The sequence below is a fragment of the Mycolicibacterium bacteremicum genome, assembly GCF_002086115.1.
GTDB lineage: Bacteria > Actinomycetota > Actinomycetes > Mycobacteriales > Mycobacteriaceae > Mycobacterium > Mycobacterium bacteremicum.
The window spans coordinates 336,102-359,308 of record NZ_MVHJ01000003.1 but is presented as its reverse complement, the minus strand read 5'-3'; the positions used below and the strand labels follow the sequence as shown (position 1 = coordinate 359,308).

Sequence of the window (23,207 nt, the reverse complement as noted above, 5' to 3'; positions counted from 1 at the left end):
CTGACATTCTAACTTTCGATCATTTTGCCCGGATTCGGTTACTCTTTTTCCTCAGTAGCCCTCAGATCGGAGTGGACGTGCCCTTAGCTGTTGAGCTCGACAGGTCCAGCCCTGTGCCCCTCTACTACCAGCTCGCCCAGGCGATCGAGGCGGCGATCCGCAACGGTGAGCTGGCCCCCGGTGACCGGTTCGAGAACGAACTCGCGTTGGCGAGCAGGTTGGCGTTGTCCCGCCCCACCACCCGGCGCGCCATCCAGGAGCTCGTCGACAAGGGTCTGCTGGTCCGCAAGCGCGGTGTCGGTACCCAGGTGGTGCAGAATCCGGTGCACCGGCGCGTCGAACTGACCAGCCTCTTCGATGACCTCGCCAAGTCCGGTCAGGAACCCACCACTCAGCTGTTGGAGTACCACTGCGGTATCGCCGACGAGGAGATCGCTGCCGAACTCAATCTCGGCAAGGACCACGAGATCGTCACCATCCAGCGACTCCGCTGCGCCAACGGCGAACCGCTGGCCGTCATGACCAACCATCTGCCGGTCGAGATCGCGCCGGATGCCGGAGAACTCGAGGCCAGCGGGCTCTATCAGGCGCTGCGCGGCCGCGGCGTTCACATCCGGCTGGCTCGTCAGCGCATCGGCGCCAAGCCGGCCAACCGCAACGAGGCACGGTTGCTCGACGAGAAGGCCGGCTCGCCGTTGCTGACCATGAGCCGGACGGCGTTCGACGACTCCGGTCGGGCGGTGGAATTCGGTAGTCACTGTTATCGCGCGTCCCGCTACTACTTCGAGACCACGCTCGTCGACCGCTGAGTCGGTGGCGCGGTGGTCCCACGGATCACCAGGCGCGGTTCGAGCACGACGTCGGCAGTGTCATCGGTGCCATCCAGCATGGCGACGGCCAGGCGCACCGCATGCCGGGCCAGTTCGTCGGCATCCTGATGCACGGTGGTCAGGTCGATGCGCGGGTTGTCCGACAGATGGCTGTCGTCGTAGCCGATCAGGGAGATGTCACCGGGCACGTCGATGCCGGCCCGGGACAACCCGTCCAGTAGTCCGATCGCACAGCGATCGTTACCGGCCAGGACCGCTGTCGGCCGGGTCGCGGAGTCCAGGATCACGCGTGCGGCGGCGGCCCCGGCGGCCTCGTCGTGCGCGCCCGGAATGACATTGGCCTGTTTCAGGAGTCCGTGACTGCGCATGGCCGCGCGGTATGCCTTGCGCCGGTCGGCCGAACCGGGATCCTTGCCGCCGTCGACATGGTGGATCTCGCGATGGCCGAGTTCGACGAGATAGCCGACCGCGTCGCGGATGCCCTTCGCATCATCGGTGCGCACGGTCGCCAGTCCCGGCGACGGTCCGTCGAGCCGGCGGCCGACCACCACGACGGGCACTCGCTCGGCCAGCATGCGCAGTTCGGCGGCGCCCGAGGAAGGTCCGAGCAGGATGAGGCTGCCGCAACGGTGGCTGAGCAACGCCTCGATGGGTACGGCCTCGTCGCGGTCGGGGAGGTTGGCCGACAACAGGACTTCGTAGCCGAGTCGCTCGGCCGCCGGATAGATCCCGGTCACCAGTTCGGCCTCGAACAGCTGGCGGACGTCCATCAGCACGCCGAGCGTGCGGCTGCGTCCGCGCGCCAGCAGTCGCGCCGCCGAGTCCGGCCGGTAGCCGATCTGTTGTGCCACCGCGAGTACCCGTTGGCGCGTTTCCTCACTGGCGCCGGGCTTTCCGTCGAGGATGAACGACACCAGGGTGCGGGAGACGCCGGCGCGGGTCGCCACGTCGGCCATCGTCGGCCGGGACGGACGCGCATCGGGTCCGGTCGGCCGGGACGGACGCGCATCGGATCCGGTCGGCCGGGACGGACGCGCATCGGATCCGGTCGGCCGGGACGGACGCGCATCGGGTCCGGTCGGCCGGGACGGACGCGCATCGGATCCGGTCGGCCGGGACGGACGCGCATCGGATCCGGTCGGCCGGGACGGACGCGCATCGGATCCGGTCGGCCGGGACGGACGCGCGGGTGTGGCTGTCATCGGGTCCTTCCTCGCGGCGTGACGGTTGACACATCTTCGGTCGCCGCCCATATTAGACCTAACGCGCGTTACTAACGCGCTTTAGTAACGAAGGAAACATACCCATGGCGACTGCCACCGGCACTCAGAATTCGGGCAGGTTCCTCACCAAGCTGACGGTCATCGCGACCCTGGGTGGACTGCTCTTCGGATACGACACCGGGGTCATCTCCGGTGCGCTGCTCTACATGAAGGACGACCTGCAGCTCAGCGCCTTCGGCGAGGCGACCGTCGTCAGCTCGCTGCTCTTCCCCGGCGCGGCCTTCGGCGCCCTGTTCGGCGGTCGGGTGGCCGACCGGATCGGACGCAAACGCAGCCTGCTGGTGTGCGCGGGGCTGTTCCTGGTCGGCGCGCTCGGCTGCGCGATCGCCCCGAACGTCCAGCTGATGGTCGCGGCGCGCATCGTGCTGGGTCTCGGTGTCGGCGCGGCCGCGGTCACCTGCCCGCTCTACCTGGCCGAGATGGCACCCGCCGACCGGCGCGGTCGCATGGTGACCATCAACGAACTGATGATCGTCACCGGTCAGATGCTGGCCTTCGCCACAAATGCACTGCTGGACCACCTGATTCACGACCCGCACGTCTGGCGCATCATGCTGGGTGTGGCCACCGTGCCCGCGGTCGCGTTGTTGCTGGGCATGCTGGTGCTGCCGGACTCGCCGCGCTGGTACGGGTTGAAGGGACGGATGTCCGAGGCGCGCGCGGTGCTCGGCCTGAGCCGTCCGCCGGCCGAGGCCGACGCCGAGTACGAGGTGATCGTCGAGCACACCGAACACATGCTCAAGACCAAAAGCGCGCCGTTCAGTGTCATCCGGGATGTGCCATGGATCCGCCGGGTGCTGCTCATCGGGTGCGGACTCGCGGTCGTGCAGCAGGCCACCGGCATCAACACCGTCAACTACTACGCGCCGACCATCCTGGAGGAGAGCGGACTCGGGGTGAGTGCCGCGCTGGTCGCGACCATCGCCGTCGGCGTCACCTCGGTGACCACCACGATCATCGGGATCATCCTGCTGGGCTTCGTCGGCCGGCGCACCATGCTGCTGATCGGATTCGCCGGCGTCGCCGGATCGCAGCTCGCGCTCGCGCTGGTGTTCCTGCTCGCCGAGTCGACGATGCGCAGCTACGTGATCCTGGCCTGCATGATCCTGTTCGTCGGATTCGTGCAGATGTTCATCGGCACCGTGGTGTGGCTGCTGCTCTCGGAGATCTTCCCGCTCAGTATCCGCGGGTTCGCCATGGGTATCGCGGTGTTCGTGCTGTGGTGCACCAACGCCATCATCTCGTTCCTGTTCCCGCTGCTGAACTCCGCGCTGGGGTCGACCGGCACCTTCCTGCTGTTCGTCGCCGTCAACGTCGGTTCGTGGATCTTCGTGCAGCGCCTGGTTCCCGAGACCAAGGGAGCCACCCTGGAGGAACTCGAAGAACGCTTCGAGGCCGAGCACACCGAGTCCGTCACCTCCTAGCGCCAGCAGACGCGTGTGCCCCTGAAATACTGGATTCCAGGGGCACACGCGTCTGCTCGCCGGGGGAGCGGCGTCAGGAGAACGCCGCGCGGAACGCCTCCAACGCGGCGGTGCTGTCACCGGCGGCCCAGGCTTCCAGGCCGACGGTGCCGTCATACCCGATGTCGCGCAGTGCCTTTGCCACCACCGGGTAGTGGATCTCCCCGATGCCCGGTTCGCAGCGGCCGGGGACGTCGGCGACCTGGATCTCCCCGATCGCCGCCCCGCAGCGGCGGACCAGCTCGACGAGGTTTCCCTCGCCGATCTGGGCGTGATAGAGGTCCAGCATCATCTTCACGTTCGGATGTCCGACACCTTCGATGAGCGCCAAGGTGTCCTTGGCGCGGGCCAGCGGCACGCCCGGATGGTCCACGACGGTGTTCAGATTTTCCACGCAGAACGTGACGCCGGCCCGGGCGCCCAGCTCCCCGATGCGTTCCAGCGCCCGCAGGGCCGTCAGCCACATCTGGCCGGTCGCGCGCTGCCGCGGGCGGGCCGCCTGGCCGTCGACCAGCTCGGCGGTGTGCAGGTTGAGCCGCGGAACCCCGAGCGTCTCGGCGGCTTTGATGCTCAGCTCGGCGGTGCGTACCACCTCGTCGGCGCTGTCCGGGTCGATCAGGTCACCGTGCAGGTATCCGGTCATCGACGAGAACCGGGCGCCGGTCTTGGCCAGTGCGTCCAGGTCCTTGTCGTGCCAACTCCAGATCTCCACGTCGAAACCGAGTTCGTCGATCCGCTTGACCCGGTCCAGGATGGGCAGGTCCCGGAACACCATCTCAGAGCACACGGCAAGTCTCATGCTGCGACCCCGCTCAACACGACCGGTGCCTTGGTCTCGATCGACTCGCGTGCGGCCAAGGCGATTTCGAGTGCGATGCGGGCGTCGACGCCGGTGACCGAGGGCTCGGTACCGGCCTGCACGTGGGCGGCGAAGTCGGCGAATTGCGCGGTGTAGGCATCGGCGAACAGTTCGGTGTTCAGCGTGCCCGCCTGTGCGGGGTCGCGCCCGGCAAGCAGTACGCCACCGGATCCGAACACCTCACCGCGGACGTCGTATCCGTAGACCGCCTGGAAGCTCGCCTCGGCGATCGCGAACGCGCCGTTGTCGAAACGCAGTTGTACGACCGAGGTGTCCAGGAAACCCTGGTCGGCGAACTGTGGGTGGACCAGTGCGTCGGCCTGGGCGTAGACCTCGGTGACGCGCGCACCCGGGTTGAGCCAGCACAGCGTGTCGAAGTCGTGGATCAGCGTCTCGTTGAAGATCGTCCACGGTGTGACCCTTGCGGCGACGTCGGCCGAGATGCCGGGATCGCGGGTCAGTGAGCGCAGCATCTGCGGGGTGCCGATCTGACCGGCCTCGATACGGGCCCGGATATCGGCGAAATCGGCGGCGAAGCGACGGTTGAACCCGACCTGCAGTGCCACGCCGGCCGAGCGGGCAGCGTCGATGGCCCGGTCGGCGTCATCGAGCGTGAGCGCCATCGGCTTCTCGCAGAACACGTGCTTGCCGGCCTGTGCGGCCGCGACCACCAGGTCGGCATGGCTGGTGGCGGGGGAGCAGATGGCCACGGCCTGCACGGCGGGGTCGGCAATGAGCTCCAGGGGATCGGTGTATGCCGTTGCGCCCGAGAATCTCTCGGCGGCACCGGGCACCGGGTCGGCGACGGCGGCAAGGCGGGTGTGCGGCAGACGGGAGGCGAGGGTCTCGGCATGGAAACTGCCGATCCAGCCGGCTCCGATGAGACCGAAGGAGATGGGTGCGGACATGGGAACTCCGATCGACTAGAACGTTCTAGAAGAAGGTAGGGCGCTCACCGCCGTTTCGTCAATGAAATTCCTAGAACGTTCTAGACTGCTGTCGTGGATCGCAGACCGACGCTGGCCGATGTCGCCGCACGGGCCGGGGTGTCGGTGGCGTTGGTGTCCATCGTCATGCGCGACGCGGCCGGTGCGAGCGATCAGACGCGCGACCGGGTGCGACGTGCGGCCGAGGAGCTGGGATACCGACCGGACCCGCGGGCGCGCAGATTGCGTCAACACCGCACCAAGTTGCTGGGCGTCACCTTCACCGTCGGGCAGGAGTTCCACGCCGACCTCGTCGATGGTGTCTATGTGGCTGCCGAGGAGTTCGGTTACGACGTCGTCCTCAGCGGGATCACCCCACATCGCGACGAGACGCGGGCCCAGCGGACCCTCATCGACGAGCAGTGCGAGGGTCTGGTGCTGATCGGTCCGCAATCATCCGCCCGGCAGATCGCGGAGCTCGCCGCGCGGGCGCCGGTGGTGGTGCTGGCCCGCCGGGTACGCGGGGTCGATGCCGTGCGCAGCGACGACGGCGCAGGGGCGGTGCTGGGAACCGATCATCTGATCGGCCTGGGCCACCGACGCATCGTTTACCTCGATGGTGGCAGGGCGCCGGGCGCCGCAGACCGGCTACGGGGTTATCGGCGCGCGGTCGATGCGGCCGGCTTGTCGCTATCGGTTCGTCCCGGCGGGCTCACCGAACGGGAAGGAGCCGCGGCCGCGGCGGCGATGCTGACCGAGCGGGATGTGCCCACCGCGGTGTTCGCCTTCAACGACCGGTGCGCCCTGGGTGTCATGGATGTGCTGATTCGCGCGGGAATCTCGGTGCCGCAACAGGTGTCGGTGCTCGGCTTCGATGACAGCCCGCTGGCCGGGCTGGCCCATGTGGACCTCACCACGGTGCGCCAGGACGCCATAGGCTTGGCCGGCGCGGCGGTGCAGCGGTTGATCGGGCGGCTGGATCGGTCCGCCGGATGCACCGATGCGGTGGATCTGGTTCGCGAGCCGACACTCGTCGTGCGAGGTTCGACCCGCGCGGTGGACGAGCTGCCTGCGGAAATGGCGGCGGACAAATGACTTGCAGTCCTAATGTCAGGACAAAGTATTGACTTTCGGGTGTGAGCCGTATTACATCAATCCTGCAGGCGTAGCGTCCGGCACCCGGCCGGTCCGACCGGGGCGGGCGACACGGCGAAAAGACAACGAGGAGATACAGCGATGAGCGCTCGCGCGAAGAGCCGAGTAACCCAGTCGTTCAAGCGGCTCGCAGCCTTCACCGGGGCGGGCGTGCTGGCAGTGAGCATGGTGGCGTGTTCGTCCACCGGTGGTGCACCCGAGGGCTCGGGTGACGGCGGCAGCGGTGGCGGCACGGTCGACACCCCGCGCATGACCATCGCGATGATCACCCACGAGGTGCCGGGTGACACCTTCTGGGACCTCATCCGCAAGGGTGCCGAAGCCGCGGCGCAGAAGGACAACATCGAGCTGCGCTACTCCGCGGACCCCGAGGCGCCCAATCAGGCGAATCTGGTGCAGAGCGCCATCGACAGCGGTGTCGACGGGATCGCCGTCACGCTGGCCAAGCCCGACGCCATGGGTCCGGCCTTGAAAGCCGCCATCGACAAGGGCATTCCGGTGGTCGCGTTCAACTCGGGCTTCGACAACTTCAAGGCCCTGGGCGTCGGTCAGTACTTCGGCCAGGACGAACGCCTGGCCGGAATCGCCGCCGGCGAGCGGCTGACCGCCGACGGTGCCAAGAAGGTCGTCTGCATCATCCAGGAGCAGGGCCAGGTGGCACTCGAATCACGCTGTGCCGGTGTGAAGGAAGGCTTCGGCGGCCAGACCGAGATCCTCAACGTCAACAGCAAGGACATGCCGTCGGTGGAGGCGACGATCACCGCCAAGATGCAGCAGGATCCGACCGTCGACACGTTCGTCGCCCTCGGTGCGCCGATCGCGCTGACCGCAGTGCAGTCGAAGGCCAACGCCGGTAGCCAGGCAAACATCACCACCTTCGACACCAATGCCGCGCTGGTCGACGCCATCCAGAACGGCGACGTGCAGTGGGCCGTCGACCAGCAGCCCTACCTGCAGGGCTACCTCGCCATCGACTCGCTGTGGTTGTACCTGTCCAACAAGAACCTGATCGGCGGCGGCCAGGCCACCCTCACCGGCCCGTCGTTCATCGACAAGTCCAACATCGACGCCGTGGCCGAACTGGCCAAGGGCGGAACCCGCTAGCAGTGTCGGAAAGAGCAGAGATGTCCACTCAGACCGAGGTGACCCTCGACAATCACGACGTCGTCCGCGACGAACGCGTCAAAGAACGGAACCGGGTACAACGCATACTGATCCGTCCCGAGATGGGTGCCGGTATCGGCGCGATCGGGATCTTCATCGCCTTCCTCATCGTGGCGCCGCCGTTCCGCGAGGCCTCTTCGCTGGCGACGGTGCTCTATGCCAGCAGCACCATCGGGATCATGGCCTGCGGCGTGGCCGTACTGATGATCGGCGGCGAGTTCGATCTGTCGGCCGGTGTGGCGGTGACGTTCAGCTCGCTGGCGGCATCGATGCTCGCCTACAACCTGCACCTGAACCTGTGGGTCGGGGCGGCGCTGGCCCTGGTGCTGTCGCTGGTGGTCGGCTTCTTCAACGGCTTCCTGGTGATGAAGACCAAGATCCCCAGCTTCCTGATCACCCTGAGTACGTTCTTCATGCTGGCCGGTATCAACCTGGCGGTCACCAAATTGGTTGCCGGACAGGTGGCCACCCAGAGTGTCAGCGACATGGCCGGCTGGGATTCGGCGCAGAAGGTGTTCTCCTCCTCCTTCACCGTGTTCGGCGTCGGTATCCGCGTGACGGTGCTGTGGTGGCTGGTGTTCACCGCGGTGGCCACCTGGGTGTTGTTCAAGACGAAGATCGGCAACTGGATCTTCGCCGTCGGCGGTGACGCCGAGAGCGCCCGCGCCATCGGTATCCCGGTGACCAAGGTCAAGATCGGCCTGTTCACGTTCGTCGGCTTCTGTGCCTGGTTCGTCGGCATGCACCTGCTGTTCGCGTTCAACACCGTGCAGTCCGGTCAGGGCATCGGCAACGAGTTCTTCTACATCATCGCCGCGGTCATCGGTGGCTGCCTGCTCACCGGTGGCTACGGCACCGCGATCGGCGCGGCCATCGGTGCGTTCATCTTCGGTATGACCAACCAGGGCATCGTCTATGCGGGCTGGGACCCGGACTGGTTCAAGTTCTTCCTGGGCGGCATGCTGCTGTTCGCGGTGATCGCCAACAACGCCTTCCGTAACTACGCAGCGAAGAAGTGATCTGATGACCGCAACAGTCGAAACCCCCAGCAACGCAGCCTCGGACGGTAAGAAGGTGCCGCTGGTCGAACTGCGCAACGTCGGCAAGTCCTACGGCAACATCACCGCGCTGAAGGACATCAGCCTGCGGGTACATGCCGGCGAGGTGACCGGCATCCTCGGTGACAATGGCGCCGGGAAATCCACGCTCATCAAGATCATCGCGGGCCTGCACCAGCAGACCGACGGTGATCTGCTGGTCGACGGTGAGTCGACGAGGTTCTCCTCACCCGCCGACGCGCTGGACAAGGGCATCGCGACCGTTTACCAGAACCTGGCCGTCGTCCCGTTGATGCCGGTGTGGCGCAACTTCTTCCTGGGTCAGGAGGTCCGCAAGAAATCGTTCCCGTGGTCGCTGGACGCCAACGCGATGCGGGCCACCACGCTGGCCGAGCTGTCGAAGATGGGCATCGAACTCCCTGACGTCGACGCGCCGATCGGCTCGCTGTCCGGCGGTCAGCGCCAGTGCGTGGCGATCGCGCGGGCGGTCTTCTTCGGTGCGCGGGTGCTGATCCTGGATGAGCCGACCGCGGCGCTGGGCGTCAAGCAGTCCGGTGTGGTGCTCAAATACATCACCGCGGCCAAGGAGGCGGGGTTCGGCGTCGTGTTCATCACGCACAACCCGCACCACGCCCACATGGTCGGTGACCATTTCGTGCTGCTCAACCGCGGGCGGCAGAAGCTGGACTGCACGTACGACGAGATCACGCTCGAGCACCTGACCCAGCAGATGGCCGGCGGCGACGAGCTCGAGGCATTGAGCCACGAGCTGCGCGGAAGCAAGTAACCCAACCGTCCTCGGCGCGGTTTCGTCCGGACACCGGACGGGACCGCGCCGTTGTCGTGTGTCGGCTCGACTGTCGACACGGAAACTGTTTCAGCAGGGGTCCGAGCTCCGGTCGCATCGAAGGCATCGCGGACGCGGCAGGGGTGCTGAAGACGGCCGATGCCAGTTCGCAGAGGTCGCCGGCGGCGGGCACCGCCCGCACCGTGTAGCTCGACCGGGGCGCGGGTATACGAGCCGCCATGACGACGACGACACTGAAGACAGAAGACGCCGGAAAACAGGCCGTGAGCCGCAGCGTGCAGGTCACGGCACCGGTGGCGACGCTGTTCGAGCAGATCGCCGACCCGCACCGCCATCACGATATCGACGGCTCGGGCACCGTCCGCAATGTCGATGTCAAGGGTCCGCACCGGCTGTCCAAGGGCGACAAGTTCACCGTCGGCATGACTCAGTACGGGCTCCCCTACAAGATCACGTCGACGGTTACCCGAGTCGAAGAGAACCAGATCGTCGAATGGCAGCACCCGCTGGGCCACAAATGGCGCTGGGAATTCGCCGAGGTGAGCCCGGGCATCACCAAGGTCACCGAGACCTTCGATTATTCGTCGGCCAAGGTGCCGTTCGTGATCGAACTGCTCGGCATGCAGAAGAAGAATGCCGAGGGCATCGAATCAACCCTGACCGGTCTGGCCGACCGGTACCTCACGCACTGAGCCGGCGGGCCGCTACCGCGGCTGCAGACCGGCCGCGCGATACGTGGCATCCACCAACGCCATGTTGGCCACCGCGTCATCCACGCCGAACGGCAGTGGCGCGCCGTGTTCGACGTGTGCGGCGAACGCTTCCAGCTGATGGCTGTAGGAGGCCCGGGTGCCGTGATGCTCGATAGTTGAACCGGCTGGGGTGGTGACGGTCAGCCGGTCATCGCCGGCCGGGTGGATGAAATCGTGCACGAACGCCGCACCGGTGCTGCCGGTGATTCGCAGGGTGAACGAATAGTCCTCGGCCACCATCGAATTGGTCGAGACCCCGGTCGCACCACCGGGGAACTCGATATCGATGTCGCAGCGCGCATCCACCCCCGGCGACCGCAGTTCGGCGCGTGCGCCCGCGATCCTCGGGTCGCCGAGCACGCGACGACCCAGCGACCGCATGATGTGCAGGCCGTAACAACCCAGATCCATCACCGCGCCACCGGCCATGTCCAACGACCACCGTGGGTCCTGCGCAGCGGGCTCGGGCATCGCCATCGCCACCTCGACCCGCCGGATCTCGCCGAGCGATCCATCCGCGGCCAATTCGAGTGCCCGTCTGGTCACCGGGTGGAAGTAGTAGTGGAAGGCCTCCATCACGGTCACGCCGGCCTCGGTGGCGGCTCGGGCCACCTGGATGGCCTCGGAATGGTTGCGGGCGGAGGGCTTCTCGCTGAGCACCGGTTTGCCCGCGGCGATGGCCGCGAGATTCCACGGCGCGTGCAGGGAGTTGGCCAACGGGTTGTAGATGACATCGACGTCGGGGTGGTCGATGACGTCCTGATAGGAGTCCAGGACCCGTTCCACACCGTATTTATCGGCGAAGGTGGCGGCGCGACCACGGTCGCGGGCCGCCACGGCCACCAGTCGGTGTCCGAGTTCGGCCGCGGGACCGACGATGGCGTCCTCGGCGATCCGGGACGCGCCGAGGACGCCGATCCTCATCCGGCGACGCTGTTCAGGAACGCCACGCTGGCGCGCACGTCGGCAACCGGGCCGTCGCCCACCGGTGCGCTGTCCAGAATGGTGTCCTGCTCCATCACGAACCAGCCGTCGAACCCGTTGTCCCGCAACACCGAGACGATACCGGCGATATCGATGTCCCCGGTGCCCAGTGGCGTGTACATGCCGGCCTTGACAGCATCGGTGTAGCTGAGTTCACCGGCCTGCACCTTGGCGGCCAGTGCCGCGTCGACATCCTTGAGATGGGTGTGTGCGATGCGCTGTGGCACCGCCTTGGCCAGTTCCAGCGGGTCGGTGCCGCCGATCAGCAGATGCCCGGTGTCCAGGCACAGCGGGATCGATGATCCGGCCAGCACCCGGTCCACCTCGGCGCGGCTCTCGACCATGGTGCCGACGTGCGGGTGCAGCACGGCCAGCAATCCACGGTCGGCGACGATGGCGGCCAACCGGTCCAGATTGGTCAGCAGGATGTCCCACTGCGATTCGTCCAGTACGGGGCGTGAGTCGTAGCCCTCGGCCCCGGTGGCTGCGGCCAGCACCACCACACCGGCGTCTGCGGCGACCAGCGAATCCAGCGGCCCGGCAAGGTCTTCGGTGGGGTCATGGTCGGGTTTGTGCAGCACCACCGGCACGAATCCACCCACACAGGCGAGCCGGTGGCTCGCCAGGACCGCCTTCAGTTCGTCGGTGTCGGTGGGCAGGAATCCCTCCGGGCCGAGTTCGGTGGCGGTCAGCCCGACACCGCGCATCTCGGTGAGGACCTGTTCGGGTTTGAGCTGGAAGCCCCAGCCGGGAACCTCACAGACACCCCAGGAGATGGGCGCTCCGGCGATTTTCATGGTGTCGGTGCTCATGCTCCCCGTACCTCCTCGATGCGCACCGGGGCGCCCCGGCGCAGGGACTCGGTGGCGGCCTCGGCCAGCCAGGCCACCTCGACGGCGTCGGCGACGGTCGCCCCGCGGACCGGGCCGCCCTTGGCAACCTCGACGAAACCGGCCAGTTCGGTGCGGAACGCCTCGGTGAAGCGGTCCATGAAGAAGTTGTGCGCCGGTCCGGTGGGGAACTCGTTCGCAGGATCGACGTTCTTCAGCGGTGCACCCTGGTCCCAGCCGGCGGCGACCGAATCGTCGAAGCCGTGTATTTCGAGGCGGCAGTCATACCCGCGGGCGTTGTAGCGGGCGTTGGAGATGACGCCGAGCGCGCCCCCGTCGAACCGGACCACCACCGCGGCGGTGTCGACATCGCCGTACTCGGTGAACAGCGGGTCGCCCTGCACCGTGCCGGTGGCGTAGACCTCGACGGCCTGCTGACCGGTGATCCAGCGGACGATGTCGAAATCGTGGACGGCGCAATCCCGGAAGATGCCGCCCGAGCCCTTGATGTAGTCCATCGGCGGGGGAGCGGGGTCCATGGTCGTGCTGCGCACCGTGTGCAGGGTGCCGAGGCTGCCACTGTCGACGGCGGCCTTGGCCGCGGCGAAGGCGGCGTCGAAGCGGCGCTGATAACCCACCTGCACCGGGACGCCGGAGCGGGCGATGAGATCGGCGACCCGCACGCTCTCGGCGGCGGTCGAGGCGATCGGCTTCTCGCAGAAGGTGGGGATCCCGCGGTCGACCGCGGCCAGCGTGAGTTCCGCGTGCGCCGGGGTGGCCGCGGCCACCACGACACCGTCGATGCCCGCGGCCAGCAGTTCCTCGACGGACCCGACGGCCGTGGCGCCGTGTTTGGCGGCCACCGCGGCCGTCACGTCTGCGCGTTCGTCGGTGATCACCAACCCGTCGATACCGTCAAGTCCGGCAAGGGTTTCGGTGTGGAATGCGCCGATGCGGCCCAATCCGATCACGCCGATGGTGGTCATGGGTTGCTCCGTTCGTACTGTGCGCCGTGGATGGACACGACGGCTAGTCTTGCTGTGATACCGAGCGCAATCAACAGCAGAAAACCATCAAAAAACCATCACAGATCGTCACCAACCATTCGCGAGCAGACGCTTGTGCCCCCAGAATCGCCGCATAAGGGGGTACCCGCGTCTGCTCGCGGGAGAGACGCGCGGGAGAGCGAGCGCCCATGCACCGGTACAAGGTCCGCGAGATCGCGCAACAGTGCGGCCTGAGCGAGGCGACGGTCGACCGTGTCCTCAACGACCGGCCGGGGGTGCGCGAGAACACCCGCGCCGAGGTGCTGCAGGCCATCGCGGATCTGGACAAACAACGAGCACAATTGCGGCTGAACGGTCGTCGCTATCTGATCGATGTCGTGATGCAGACCCCGCAGCGGTTCTCGGACGCGTTCCGGGCGGCGGTCGAGGCCGAACTGCCGGCCTTCGCGCCGGCCGCGCTGCGGGCGCGTTTCCATCTGTGGGAGTCCGGATCGGCCGCCCGGACGGTCGACGTGCTCAGCCGCATCAAGGGCAGTCACGGCGTCATCCTCAAGGCGCAGGACGAACCCGAGGTGGCCGAACAGATCGATCGGCTGGTGTCCGCGGGCGTGCCGGTGGTCACCTACACCACCGACGTGGCCAACAGTGACCGCTGCGCCTACGTCGGCATCGACAACCACGGCGCCGGTCTGACGGCGGCCTACCTGGTCGATCAGTGGCTCGGCGGTGCACCGGCCGATGTGCTCATCACGTTGAGCCGCACCGTGTTCCGCGGTGAAGGGGAGCGGGAGGTCGGGTTCCGGTCGGGGCTGCGCGGCTCGGGTCGCGAGATCGTCGAGGTCAGTGAGGGAGATGGGATCGACGCCACCACGGAGGGGTTGGTGCTCGACGCGCTGCGCCGCCACCCCGGCATCGGTGCGGTCTACTCACCCGGCGGCGGGAACGCCGCGACGGTCGCGGCGTTCGAACGGCTGGGCCGGGTCTGCCGCGTCTTCGTCGGCCATGATCTCGACGCCGACAACCGGCGACTGCTGCGCGAGGGCAAGCTCTCGGTGGTGCTGCACAACGATCTGCGCGCGGACGCGCGCCTGGCCATGCGGGTTCTGCTGTCCCGGCACAACGCGCTGCCGGACGAGCCGGTACGGCCGGCTCCGATCCAGGTCGTCACCCCCTACAACCTGCCCGGGTGACGATCGGCACAGGCCGGCGCTGCCTGCGGAATCGCTGAAAGTGGGCCGCGCGGACTACCATTTCACCGCTCGGCCACGTGACCATGTGCCGACGACAGGACAAACCACAAGCAGGGGAATTCGACTGATGGCGCCAGAGCTGGTCCCGGGCGTGACGGTGCTGGGCAACCTGGCCATCGACGTCATCAACGGCGCGGCGCCCAGCCCCGGTGGCTGCGCCTCCTTTGCGGGCGTGGCGCTGGAATCGGCGCCGGGCAGCACGCACATCGCCGCGATGGGCGAGGAGCAGCACCACGACCTCTTCGAGCCGGTTCTGGAGCGGTTCGGGTCCCTGGTGCGGCTGCTGCCGTCGGACCGCACCAGTGGTTTCAGCCTGGACTACGACGACACCGACCACCGGCACATGGGCGTCTCGTCGATCGGACCGGTGTGGCGACCGGCCGATATCGACACCGATGACCCGCGTACCAGCTGGATCCATCTGGCCCCGCTGCTGCGCACGGACTTCCCGGCCGACACCTTGGCCCACCTGGCCGCCCGCGGCCACCGCATCGCCTACGACGGCCAGGGCCTGGTGCGCGCCGACCAGATCGGCCCGCTGGTGCTGGACCGTAATTTCTCGCCCGAACTGCTGCGTCACCTCAGTGTGCTCAAGCTCGCCGAGGACGAAGCCGTCATCGTCGCCGACGGCGCCTTCGATCTGGATACCGCCGCGTGGCTGGGGGTCCCGGAGATCCTGGTGACCTATGGCTCGGAGGGGTGCGACATCTACCGGGACGGGTCGGTGGTGCGCGTGCCGGCCGCCTGGCGGGTGATGGATGTGCAGACCACCGGTGCCGGGGACATGTTCACCGCCAGCTACGTGGCCCACCGCGCCATGGGCGCCGAACCGCGCCGCGCGGTCGAGATCGCCAGTGAACTGGTGGCCCGCGAGCTACAGAAGCGCGTCGAGGTTCCGTCGGCGAAGGCATGACGCCCGACCGAACTTGACAGGTGTCAAGTTCGCAGGCCATGCTGCTTGCCGACAGCTACTGCACGGTAACCGAATCCTTAGAGAATGACATTCTCCAAAAGTGACGAAAACCACATGTTCGTGTCTCAGGGCCCCGGCTTCACGCGACTGAACTGGGCGTTTTCTCCGACGCAACCCGCGTGTCGGCGACTCGCCCGACGATGGACACCCTAAGAGAAGTGCCATACTGGTTACTCGCAGTGACACAAAAAGTTTTTGACGTAACGCCCGCCTGGCCATGCGCCACCGGCCGGGGCGTGAAAGGCAGGAAGTCGTGGGTCAGAACGGCAGCACCGGCGCTCCGCGGCAGAAGCTGGAAAAAGTGGTCATCCGCTTCGCCGGCGACTCCGGTGACGGCATGCAGCTTACCGGCGATCGCTTCACCTCGGAGGCCGCCCTTTTCGGCAACGACCTGGCGACCCAGCCGAACTACCCCGCCGAGATCCGGGCACCACAGGGCACCCTGCCCGGTGTGTCGTCGTTCCAGATCCAGATCGCCGACTACGACATCCTCACCGCCGGTGACCGGCCCGACGTCCTCGTCGCGATGAACCCCGCGGCGCTCAAGGCCAACGTCGGCGACCTCCCGCGCGGCGGCCTGATCATCGCCAACTCCGACGAGTTCACCAAGCGCAATCTCGCCAAGGTCGGATACGACGCCAACCCGCTGGAGACCGAGGAGCTGTCCGACTACGTCGTGCAGTCGGTGGCCATGACCACCCTGACCCTGGGCGCCGTCGAGGCGATCGGCGCCACCAAGAAGGACGGCCAGCGCGCCAAGAACATGTTTGCGCTCGGACTGCTGTCCTGGATGTACGGCCGCGAGCTAGCGTCCAGCGAGTCGTTCATCCGCGAAAAGTTCGCCCGCAAACCCGAGATCGCCGAGGCCAACGTGCTGGCGCTGAAGGCCGGCTGGAACTACGGCGAGACCACCGAGGCGTTCGCCACCACCTATGAGGTCGCCCCGGCGAAGCTGAAGTCCGGCGAATACCGCCAGATCTCGGGCAACACCGCGCTGGCCTACGGCATCGTCTCCGCCGGTCATCTCTCCGGTGTCCAGGTGGTGCTGGGCACGTACCCGATCACCCCGGCCAGTGACATCCTGCACGAGCTGTCCAAGTACAAGCACTTCAATGTGATGACGTTCCAGGCCGAGGACGAGATCGCCGGTATCGGTGCCGCGATCGGCGCGTCCTATGGCGGCGCACTCGGTGTCACCAGCACCTCGGGTCCGGGTGTGTCGCTGAAATCCGAGGCGATCGGCCTGGCGGTCATGACCGAGCTGCCGCTCATCGTCATCGACGTGCAGCGCGGCGGCCCGTCCACCGGACTGCCCACCAAGACCGAGCAGGCCGACCTGCTGCAGGCGCTCTACGGCCGCAACGGCGAATCGCCGGTCGCCGTATTGGCGCCGTGCTCACCGTCGGACTGCTTCGACATCGCGGTGGAGGCCGCCCGCATCGCGATCGGCTATCACACCCCGGTGATCATCCTGTCCGACGGCGCGATCGCCAACGGATCCGAACCGTGGCGCATCCCGGACATCAGCACCTACCCGGCCATCGAGCACACGTTCGCCAAGCCCGGTGAGCCATTCGAGCCCTACGCCCGTGACCCGGAGACGCTGGCCCGCCAGTTCGCCGTGCCGGGCACCCCGGGCCTGGAGCACCGCATCGGTGGGCTGGAAGCGGCCAACGGTTCGGGCAACATCTCCTACGAACCCAAGAACCACGATCTGATGGTGCGGTTGCGTCAGCTCAAGATCGACGGCATCGCGGTGCCCGATCTGGTGGTCGACGATCCGACCGATGATGCCGAGCTGCTGATGCTCGGCTGGGGCAGCTCGTACGGCCCCATCGGCGAGGCGTGCCGGCGGGCGCGCCGCAAGGGCATCAAGGTCGCGCATGCCCAGCTGCGCCACCTCAACCCGTTCCCGTCCAACCTCGAAGAGGTGCTGCGCCGCTACCCCAAGGTGGTCGTGCCCGAGATGAACCTCGGCCAGCTCGCCCTGCTGTTGCGCGGCAAGTACCTGGTCGACATCCAGTCGGTCACCAAGGTCGAGGGCATGGCCTTCCTGGCGGACGAGGTCGAGGGCATCATCGATGCGGCGCTGGACGGCACGTTGCGCGAGAAGGAAACTGACAAGGCGAAGTTCGCCCGGCTGGCCGCCGCCACCGTGGAATCTGTGGGAGCAGGAGCATGACCGACCTCGTTGGCTCTGATCTGGGCCTGACCGAAGCCCTCAGCAAGACGGCGCTGGTGCCGACGACGGACCAGCCGCAGAAGGGCAAGGACTTCACCAGCGACCAGGAGGTCCGCTGGTGCCCCGGGTGCGGTGACTACGTCATCCTCAACACCATCCGCAACTTCCTGCCGGAGTTGGGGCTGCGCCGCGAGAACATTGCCTTCGTCAGCGGTATCGGTTGCTCGAGCCGGTTCCCGTACTACCTGGAGACCTACGGTTTCCACTCCATCCACGGGCGTGCCCCGACCATCGCGACCGGCCTGGCGCTGGCTCGCGAGGACCTCTCGGTGTGGGTCGTCACCGGCGACGGTGATTCGCTGTCGATCGGCGGAAACCATCTGATCCACGCGCTGCGCCGCAACATCAACATCACCATCCTGTTGTTCAACAACCGGATCTACGGTCTGACCAAGGGTCAGTACTCGCCCACCTCCGAGGTCGGCAAGGTCACCAAATCCACCCCGATGGGCTCGTTGGACTACCCGTTCAATCCGGTGTCGCTGGCGCTGGGAGCCGAGGCCACCTTCGTCGGGCGCGCCCTGGACTCCGACCGCAAGGGCCTGACCGAGGTGCTGCGGGGCGCCGCTGCGCACCGCGGTGCGGCACTCGTGGAGATCATGCAGGACTGCCCGATCTTCAACGACGGATCCTTCGACGCGCTCCGCAAGGAAGGCGCCGAGGACCGGTTGATCAACATCACCCACGGCGAGCCGATCACCTTCGGCGCCGATGGTGAGTACGCGGTCATCAAGTCCGGGTTCGGCCTGGAGGTCGCCAAGACCGCCGACGTGCCCGCCGATCAGATCGTGGTGCACGACGCCACCCTGGACGACCCGGCGTACGCGTTCGCGCTGTCGCGACTCTCCGAGCAGAACCTCGACCACATGGTGATGGGTATCTTCCGGCAGGTGAACAAGCCGACATACGACGACGCCGCCCGCAACCAGATCGCCGCGGCGCGGGATGCCAAGGTGCACGACACGGCCGCACTGCAATCGCTGCTTCGCGGCAAAGACACCTGGTCGGTGGACTAACCTGCTGGTGTGACCCCGCGCACACCCCCGGCCGCCGTCGTGCTGGCCGGTGGCGCGTCGCGCCGGATGGGGCGGGACAAGGCGACCCTGGTGTTCGAGGGGCGCACCCTCGTCGAACGGGTCGTCGACACCGTCGCCGGCCGCTGTGATCCGGTGTTCGTCGTGGCCGCGCCGGGACAGGCGTTACCTGCCGTGCCCGCCCGGGTGCTGCGGGATGAGGTGCGTGGCCTCGGCCCGTTGCTTGCCACGGCGCGTGGGCTGCGCGCAGCCGCCGATGCCGGCGCCGAGTGGGCCTTCGTATGTGCGGTCGACATGCCGTATCTGGACGGCGCATTCATCGACCAGCTGACCGGACCCGCGGCGACCACCCGGGCAGCGGTGCTGCTGGTGTGGGATGGCCGGGACCATTACCTGGCCGGCCTCTACCGGACTTCGCTCGCCGACCTCGCCGATGATCTCGTTGCGGCCGGTGAGCGCAGCATGCGGGCACTTGTGGACGCCGCGGACACCCAGCGCATCGTGACCGAGCCCCAGCGCGCGCTTACCAACGTCAACACCCCGGACGACCTGCCGGTCTGAAATCCGGGCGGACGCCAGCAAATCAGCAATTCGGACGCCTTCGGGGCCGAATTTGTGCGCCATCATTTCATGAATTGTTGATCACGGTCCTATAACTGCGCGGTGAATGAAACAATTCGGCGTTCCCATGGGAGCACGCGGTGGCGGCCGATGCCATCGGCTCACACGAGATATGTTGTGGTGAAACACTATTCGGTGAGAGCGGGGGCGTCGCGAAACCACCCTGTGCGGTGCCGAATTCGAGATCGAAGAATAGTTACCGAGGCTAAGTCCCTGCCGGCGATAACGGCGTGCGGCGGCCCACCCCCGGCCGCGGAGGCGGTCGGCGACCCGCGGCGGATCACCGCCCCATTCGTCACGCAATCAGTCTGGGAAACAACGACATTCATGGGACGACGGGCCAATCCTGCTGTGTATCGGTCCGGTTGGTGCCATGCGCCAGATCTCTCGTAAATGCCTGTGCGTCAACGTGAGTGGTGTGTTCGACGCGGATCCGGCCGCGGCGGTCCGGCAGCGAACCGCGGGGCGGGAATACGGCCGAGGGGAGGTGTCAACGGACGATGCCGGGGGTACACACCGCTATGCGACTCGTGCCGACGTGCCGGCGCGTGGTCCAGCTCACAAAATGTCTGTGATCTGTCCCACGTGCGCGCCCTCGACCTGCGATTAAGGGTTTGTGGCCGATATTGCCGTTGACCTGCGTGCTTTTCGGCAACCGCGCACCGTGATCATCCTGTGATCTGAGAGCGACACGTTCGACATCAAAGTGACTTCGAGTTCGGTCTTTTGTACGTTCATTTCCAGTTCCGGTACGGAGCAAACAATTTCATATTCAAGCATTTGCGTGTGAGTGGGCCGGATGCGAACTGCCGAGTCGTTCGCCGGTCACCGGGTGAAGCCACCCGGTGAGACGCCATGTTGTCTCCCACTGTCGTGCCTGACCGAGACGGCACGCCCCAATCCCACCGCCTGAGTTGTCAGGCATTGCGCGTCCGCTTCTCCGGCGGGCGTGTTCATTGGCGCGCGCGTGGCGAGAGGATTGACTTTGAAGAACATCCGCAAGACGTTCGGTATGGCCGCCATCGCCGGGGCGCTGGGTGCAGCCCCCCTGATGCTGGCGACCGGAACCGCACATGCGGACTCCGTGAACTGGGATGCCGTCGCGGCCTGCGAGTCGGGCGGCAACTGGTCGATCAACACGGGTAACGGTTACTACGGTGGCCTGCAGTTCACCATGGGCACCTGGCAGTCCAACGGCGGCGCGGGTGCTCCGCACGCTGCCAGCCGCGAAGAGCAGATCCGCGTCGCGGAGAACGTCCTGCGCAGCCAGGGCATCGGCGCATGGCCGACCTGCGGTGGCCGGGGCTGATCCCGCAATAGCAGATTTCCGCACAATGGCGCCGGGCTTCACGCCCGGCGCCATTGTTTTCTCATGAATACCGCCCGCCACATAAGAAACTGCTAAAACTTCAGCCTCCCCAGTAACGGGTGATATCGGTCACTCGACAGACCGGATAACCGCGTCGCAAGAGCACATCACACTTGATGTCGCGGTCTCGTATACCGGTCGGGGAAGGACCGCACTGCAATGACGAACCGCATGAGCAGCATTCGCGCCCGCATCACCAGCATCGTCGCCAAGAGCATCTGGGTGGCCGCTGCGACCGGCGCCCTGTCGGTGGCCCCGATGGCCATCTCGGCGACCGCAAGCGCCGACAGCGTCAACTGGGACGCCATCGCGCAGTGCGAATCGGGCGGTAACTGGGGCATCAACTCGGGCAACGGCCACTTCGGCGGTCTGCAGTTCAAGCAGGCGACCTGGAATGCCAATGGCGGGGTCGGCTCGCCGGCCCGGGCGACGCGCGCCGAGCAGATCCGCGTCGCCGAGAACGTGCTGCGGACCCAGGGCCTGAAGGCGTGGCCGAAATGCGGTTCGCGCGGGGCAGCCCCCGCGGTGTGGGGGACCCCGAACCTGCCGCAGGCCCCGGCGCCGGCGGCGACCGGATGTCAGGCCATCCGCGGCGGTGCCGTGCTGGGGATCTTCGACTTCCGTCAGATGTGCGTGGCGCTGGAGAACGTGGGACGCACGTTCCAGCCGCGCTGACCCCTACCCCGGCAGCACGAATGCCGAGCGTCCCGCGATGCTCGCCAGGTGTCGGGCCAACATTCTCTCCGGCACCAACGCCGATGCCCGACTGGCCACGGCGCTCAGCAGTGCAGGCCGCAGGTTCACGATCTGTCCGATGGTGCGCGCCTCGCCGACCAGCGCACGCACCCGGCGCCGCCGGACCGCCGCGAAGCGTGTGAAGGCCGCGGACAGATCGGCCCCGCCGGCGGTCAATGCGGCCAGGATGGCCGCGTCTTCGAGCCCCTGGCACCCGCCCTGTCCCAGATGAGGGCGCATCGGGTGGGCCGCATCGCCCACGATGACCACCCGACCCTGCGCCCACCGGTCGGCACGGGCCCGGTCATAGAGGTCGTTGCGCAACACCGCCGCGGGATCGGTTGCGGCCAACAGCGCGGGAATGGGTTCCGGCCAGCCACCGAAGACGTTCTGCAGATGAGCCAGCTCGCCGCCGGCCGAGGTCGCACCCCGGGGCGCGCGCTGCGTGGCGAACCAGTAGGTCTGCCGGGCGCCGAGCGGAACATGGCCCACCTCGAGTCCGGGGCCCATCGTCTCGCCGGCGAGTTCGGGATCCAGCGCGTACTCGGCGATACCCCGCCACGCCGTATAGCCGGCATATCGCTTCGCCAGGGTGCCGTTGAGGTGGCGCGCCACCATCGAATCGACGCCGTCGGCCCCGACGACGGCGTCCGCGCTCACCACCGCGCCGTCGGCCAGCGCGACCCGGACGACATCGGGCCCCACCTCCAGCTGCGCCGCGGTGCAGTCGTGCCTCACCGACCCGGCCGGCAACGCCGCGGCCAGGATGTCGGTGAGTGCGCGGCGGTGGATGACCACCAGCGGTTCGCCGAGCGCCCGCACGATCCGGTCGGGCGCAGGACGCCGTAGCCATCGGCCGTCATGCCAGCGGACCGCGCCGGCGCTGACCCGCCCGCCCGCCGCCCGGACGTCACCACCGAGGCCGAGGACGTCGAGCGCGGCGAGGGCGTTGGGCCAGATGCTGATGCCGGCGCCGGTGCCCGCGTCGGTTTCGGCCCGTCCCTCGATCACCTGCACATCGTGTCCGGCGTGGCGCAGCGCCAGGGCGGTGGACAGGCCGGCGATCCCGGCGCCGACGACGATGATGTGGTGTGGCATGGCCCTCCAGCGTAGGTGTCGACGAACCGAGACATCGGGAGCACGCCAGAGAGCAGCGGTGCCCCGTGGGCCCGCCCGTCCAGGACAGCCCCGCACACCGAAGTTGGGATCGGTAGCGGTCGGACGGCGGCACCGTCATCACCATGACCAGATACCCGCGCCTCGGTGTCGGCCTCGCCGCCGCCGCCCTTTCCATCTCGCTGCTCACCGGTTGCTCGCAGATCGAGCAGATCGAGCAGATCACCGACGCCGCTGCGACCGCCGTCGAGCAGCTCGGCGACACCGCCGACGGACTCGTCGACGTCGCCACCGGCGGCATGCTCGCGGCCGAACCCATCGACAAGGCCATGGCCGCCATCAGCGCAAAGGTGGGCGCCGACCCGATGCAGGTGGTCGAATTGGTCTTCACCGATCTGTCGGTCACCGTGCAAGCCGTCGATCCCGCCGCGCCCACCGAGCTCAACCAGTGGACCTACACCGCAGGCACGGTCGGCCCGCTGCGACCGGTCGACTACGGCGATGATGCCGAGGCGTTGCGGCAGAACGTGTTCGCCGCCGACGACGTATCCACCGCGGCCATCATCACCGCCATGGACAACGCCGTGCCGGCGAGCGGAATCGCCGACGGCGCCGTGCAATCGGTCGTCGTCAAGCGCAACCTACCGTTCACCGACGAGGTGCAGATCCTGCTCAACATCCAGGGTGAGCGCAGCACCAAGCAGGTCCGCGCCGACATCACCGGAACGGTCACCGACGTCGTCTGAGG

At 67.2% G+C, this 23,207-nt stretch carries 23 protein-coding genes; 16 read left to right on the top strand and 7 right to left on the bottom strand.

Features of this window, described 5'->3' with window-relative positions:
• Positions 1-71: 71 nt before the first annotated feature.
• Positions 72-809 (top strand): GntR family transcriptional regulator, encoded by a 738-nt coding sequence (locus tag BST17_RS05740; RefSeq protein ID WP_269149837.1) that lies wholly within the window; start codon positions 72-74, stop codon positions 807-809.
• On the opposite strand, the gene BST17_RS05735 is transcribed toward BST17_RS05740, so the two are convergent.
• A complete protein-coding gene (locus BST17_RS05735; protein ID WP_083056098.1) occupies positions 779-1,786 on the bottom strand; it encodes a LacI family DNA-binding transcriptional regulator in 1,008 nt (335 codons plus the stop codon). The two genes, BST17_RS05740 and BST17_RS05735, sit on opposite strands and share 31 nt — an antisense overlap.
• Positions 1,787-1,842: 56 nt before the next feature.
• Between BST17_RS05735 and BST17_RS30015 the strand changes: the two genes are divergently transcribed.
• A complete protein-coding gene (locus tag BST17_RS30015) occupies positions 1,843-2,061 on the top strand; it encodes a hypothetical protein (RefSeq protein ID WP_456238121.1) in 219 nt (72 codons plus the stop codon).
• 75 nt (positions 2,062-2,136) lie between these two features.
• Positions 2,137-3,537: a sugar porter family MFS transporter gene (locus BST17_RS05730; protein WP_083056014.1), complete on the top strand. Its 1,401-nt coding sequence runs from the start codon at positions 2,137-2,139 to the stop codon at positions 3,535-3,537.
• A gap of 73 nt (positions 3,538-3,610) precedes the next feature.
• Here the strand turns inward: BST17_RS05730 and BST17_RS05725 are convergent, their stop codons facing one another.
• Both BST17_RS05725 and BST17_RS05720 read right to left on the bottom strand, forming a co-directional pair.
• On the bottom strand, positions 3,611-4,375 hold the full coding sequence (locus BST17_RS05725; RefSeq protein WP_083056012.1) for a TIM barrel protein: 765 nt from the start codon (positions 4,373-4,375) through the stop codon (positions 3,611-3,613).
• The gene (locus BST17_RS05720) at positions 4,372-5,343 is read right to left on the bottom strand and encodes a Gfo/Idh/MocA family oxidoreductase (RefSeq protein WP_083056010.1); all 972 of its coding nucleotides are present in this window, start codon (positions 5,341-5,343) and stop codon (positions 4,372-4,374) included. The genes BST17_RS05725 and BST17_RS05720 overlap by 4 nt, the downstream gene beginning before the upstream one ends.
• Positions 5,344-5,436: 93 nt before the next feature.
• Here BST17_RS05720 and BST17_RS05715 point away from each other — a divergent pair, with 93 nt between their 5' ends.
• From BST17_RS05715 to BST17_RS05695, 5 genes are all read left to right on the top strand, one after another.
• Complete coding sequence (locus tag BST17_RS05715) at positions 5,437-6,456, top strand: LacI family DNA-binding transcriptional regulator (protein ID WP_083056009.1); 1,020 nt, start codon at positions 5,437-5,439, stop codon at positions 6,454-6,456.
• 141 nt (positions 6,457-6,597) lie between these two features.
• A complete protein-coding gene (locus BST17_RS05710) occupies positions 6,598-7,620 on the top strand; it encodes a substrate-binding domain-containing protein (RefSeq protein WP_083056008.1) in 1,023 nt (340 codons plus the stop codon).
• Positions 7,621-7,640: 20 nt separating this feature from the next.
• Complete coding sequence (locus tag BST17_RS05705; protein ID WP_083056007.1) at positions 7,641-8,699, top strand: ABC transporter permease; 1,059 nt, start codon at positions 7,641-7,643, stop codon at positions 8,697-8,699.
• A gap of 4 nt (positions 8,700-8,703) precedes the next feature.
• Positions 8,704-9,525, top strand: coding sequence for an ATP-binding cassette domain-containing protein (locus BST17_RS05700; RefSeq protein WP_083056006.1), 822 nt, complete (start codon positions 8,704-8,706; stop codon positions 9,523-9,525).
• Positions 9,526-9,764: 239 nt separating this feature from the next.
• Positions 9,765-10,238, top strand: coding sequence for an SRPBCC family protein (locus BST17_RS05695; protein ID WP_083056005.1), 474 nt, complete (start codon positions 9,765-9,767; stop codon positions 10,236-10,238).
• Positions 10,239-10,250: 12 nt separating this feature from the next.
• On the opposite strand, the gene BST17_RS05690 is transcribed toward BST17_RS05695, so the two are convergent.
• Genes BST17_RS05690 through BST17_RS05680 form a run of 3 tightly spaced genes read right to left on the bottom strand, consistent with a single transcriptional unit; the run spans position 10,251 to position 13,098 of the window.
• Positions 10,251-11,222, bottom strand: a complete 972-nt coding sequence (locus BST17_RS05690; RefSeq protein ID WP_083056004.1) for a Gfo/Idh/MocA family protein — start codon at positions 11,220-11,222, stop codon at positions 10,251-10,253.
• Positions 11,219-12,079, bottom strand: coding sequence for a sugar phosphate isomerase/epimerase family protein (locus tag BST17_RS05685; RefSeq protein ID WP_083056096.1), 861 nt, complete (start codon positions 12,077-12,079; stop codon positions 11,219-11,221). The genes BST17_RS05690 and BST17_RS05685 overlap by 4 nt, the downstream gene beginning before the upstream one ends.
• Before the next feature lie 11 nt (positions 12,080-12,090).
• On the bottom strand, positions 12,091-13,098 hold the full coding sequence (locus BST17_RS05680; RefSeq protein WP_083056003.1) for a Gfo/Idh/MocA family protein: 1,008 nt from the start codon (positions 13,096-13,098) through the stop codon (positions 12,091-12,093).
• Positions 13,099-13,307: 209 nt separating this feature from the next.
• Between BST17_RS05680 and BST17_RS05675 the strand changes: the two genes are divergently transcribed.
• The 7 genes from BST17_RS05675 (at position 13,308) to BST17_RS05645 (ending at position 21,283) form a co-directional block, all read left to right on the top strand.
• Positions 13,308-14,309, top strand: coding sequence for a LacI family DNA-binding transcriptional regulator (locus BST17_RS05675; RefSeq protein ID WP_083056001.1), 1,002 nt, complete (start codon positions 13,308-13,310; stop codon positions 14,307-14,309).
• 127 nt (positions 14,310-14,436) lie between these two features.
• On the top strand, positions 14,437-15,282 hold the full coding sequence (locus BST17_RS05670) for a carbohydrate kinase family protein (RefSeq protein ID WP_109750010.1): 846 nt from the start codon (positions 14,437-14,439) through the stop codon (positions 15,280-15,282).
• A 313-nt stretch (positions 15,283-15,595) separates the two neighbouring features.
• Positions 15,596-17,524, top strand: coding sequence for a 2-oxoacid:acceptor oxidoreductase subunit alpha (locus BST17_RS05665; protein WP_083055999.1), 1,929 nt, complete (start codon positions 15,596-15,598; stop codon positions 17,522-17,524).
• Entirely contained in the window at positions 17,521-18,600 is a 1,080-nt protein-coding gene (locus BST17_RS05660; RefSeq protein WP_083055997.1) for a 2-oxoacid:ferredoxin oxidoreductase subunit beta, read from the top strand. Before BST17_RS05665 ends, BST17_RS05660 begins: the two co-directional genes overlap by 4 nt.
• Before the next feature lie 9 nt (positions 18,601-18,609).
• Positions 18,610-19,179, top strand: a complete 570-nt coding sequence (gene mobA, locus BST17_RS05655) for a molybdenum cofactor guanylyltransferase (protein WP_083055996.1) — start codon at positions 18,610-18,612, stop codon at positions 19,177-19,179.
• A 1,045-nt stretch (positions 19,180-20,224) separates the two neighbouring features.
• Entirely contained in the window at positions 20,225-20,548 is a 324-nt protein-coding gene (locus BST17_RS05650; RefSeq protein WP_083055995.1) for a transglycosylase family protein, read from the top strand.
• Between the two features lie 231 nt (positions 20,549-20,779).
• Positions 20,780-21,283: a transglycosylase family protein gene (locus tag BST17_RS05645; protein ID WP_083056092.1), complete on the top strand. Its 504-nt coding sequence runs from the start codon at positions 20,780-20,782 to the stop codon at positions 21,281-21,283.
• A gap of 3 nt (positions 21,284-21,286) precedes the next feature.
• Here BST17_RS05645 and BST17_RS05640 read toward each other — a convergent pair whose 3' ends face one another.
• Complete coding sequence (locus tag BST17_RS05640) at positions 21,287-22,441, bottom strand: FAD-dependent monooxygenase (RefSeq protein ID WP_083055994.1); 1,155 nt, start codon at positions 22,439-22,441, stop codon at positions 21,287-21,289.
• 143 nt (positions 22,442-22,584) lie between these two features.
• Between BST17_RS05640 and BST17_RS05635 the strand changes: the two genes are divergently transcribed.
• A complete protein-coding gene (locus BST17_RS05635) occupies positions 22,585-23,205 on the top strand; it encodes a hypothetical protein (protein WP_083055993.1) in 621 nt (206 codons plus the stop codon).
• Positions 23,206-23,207: the final 2 nt, after the last annotated feature.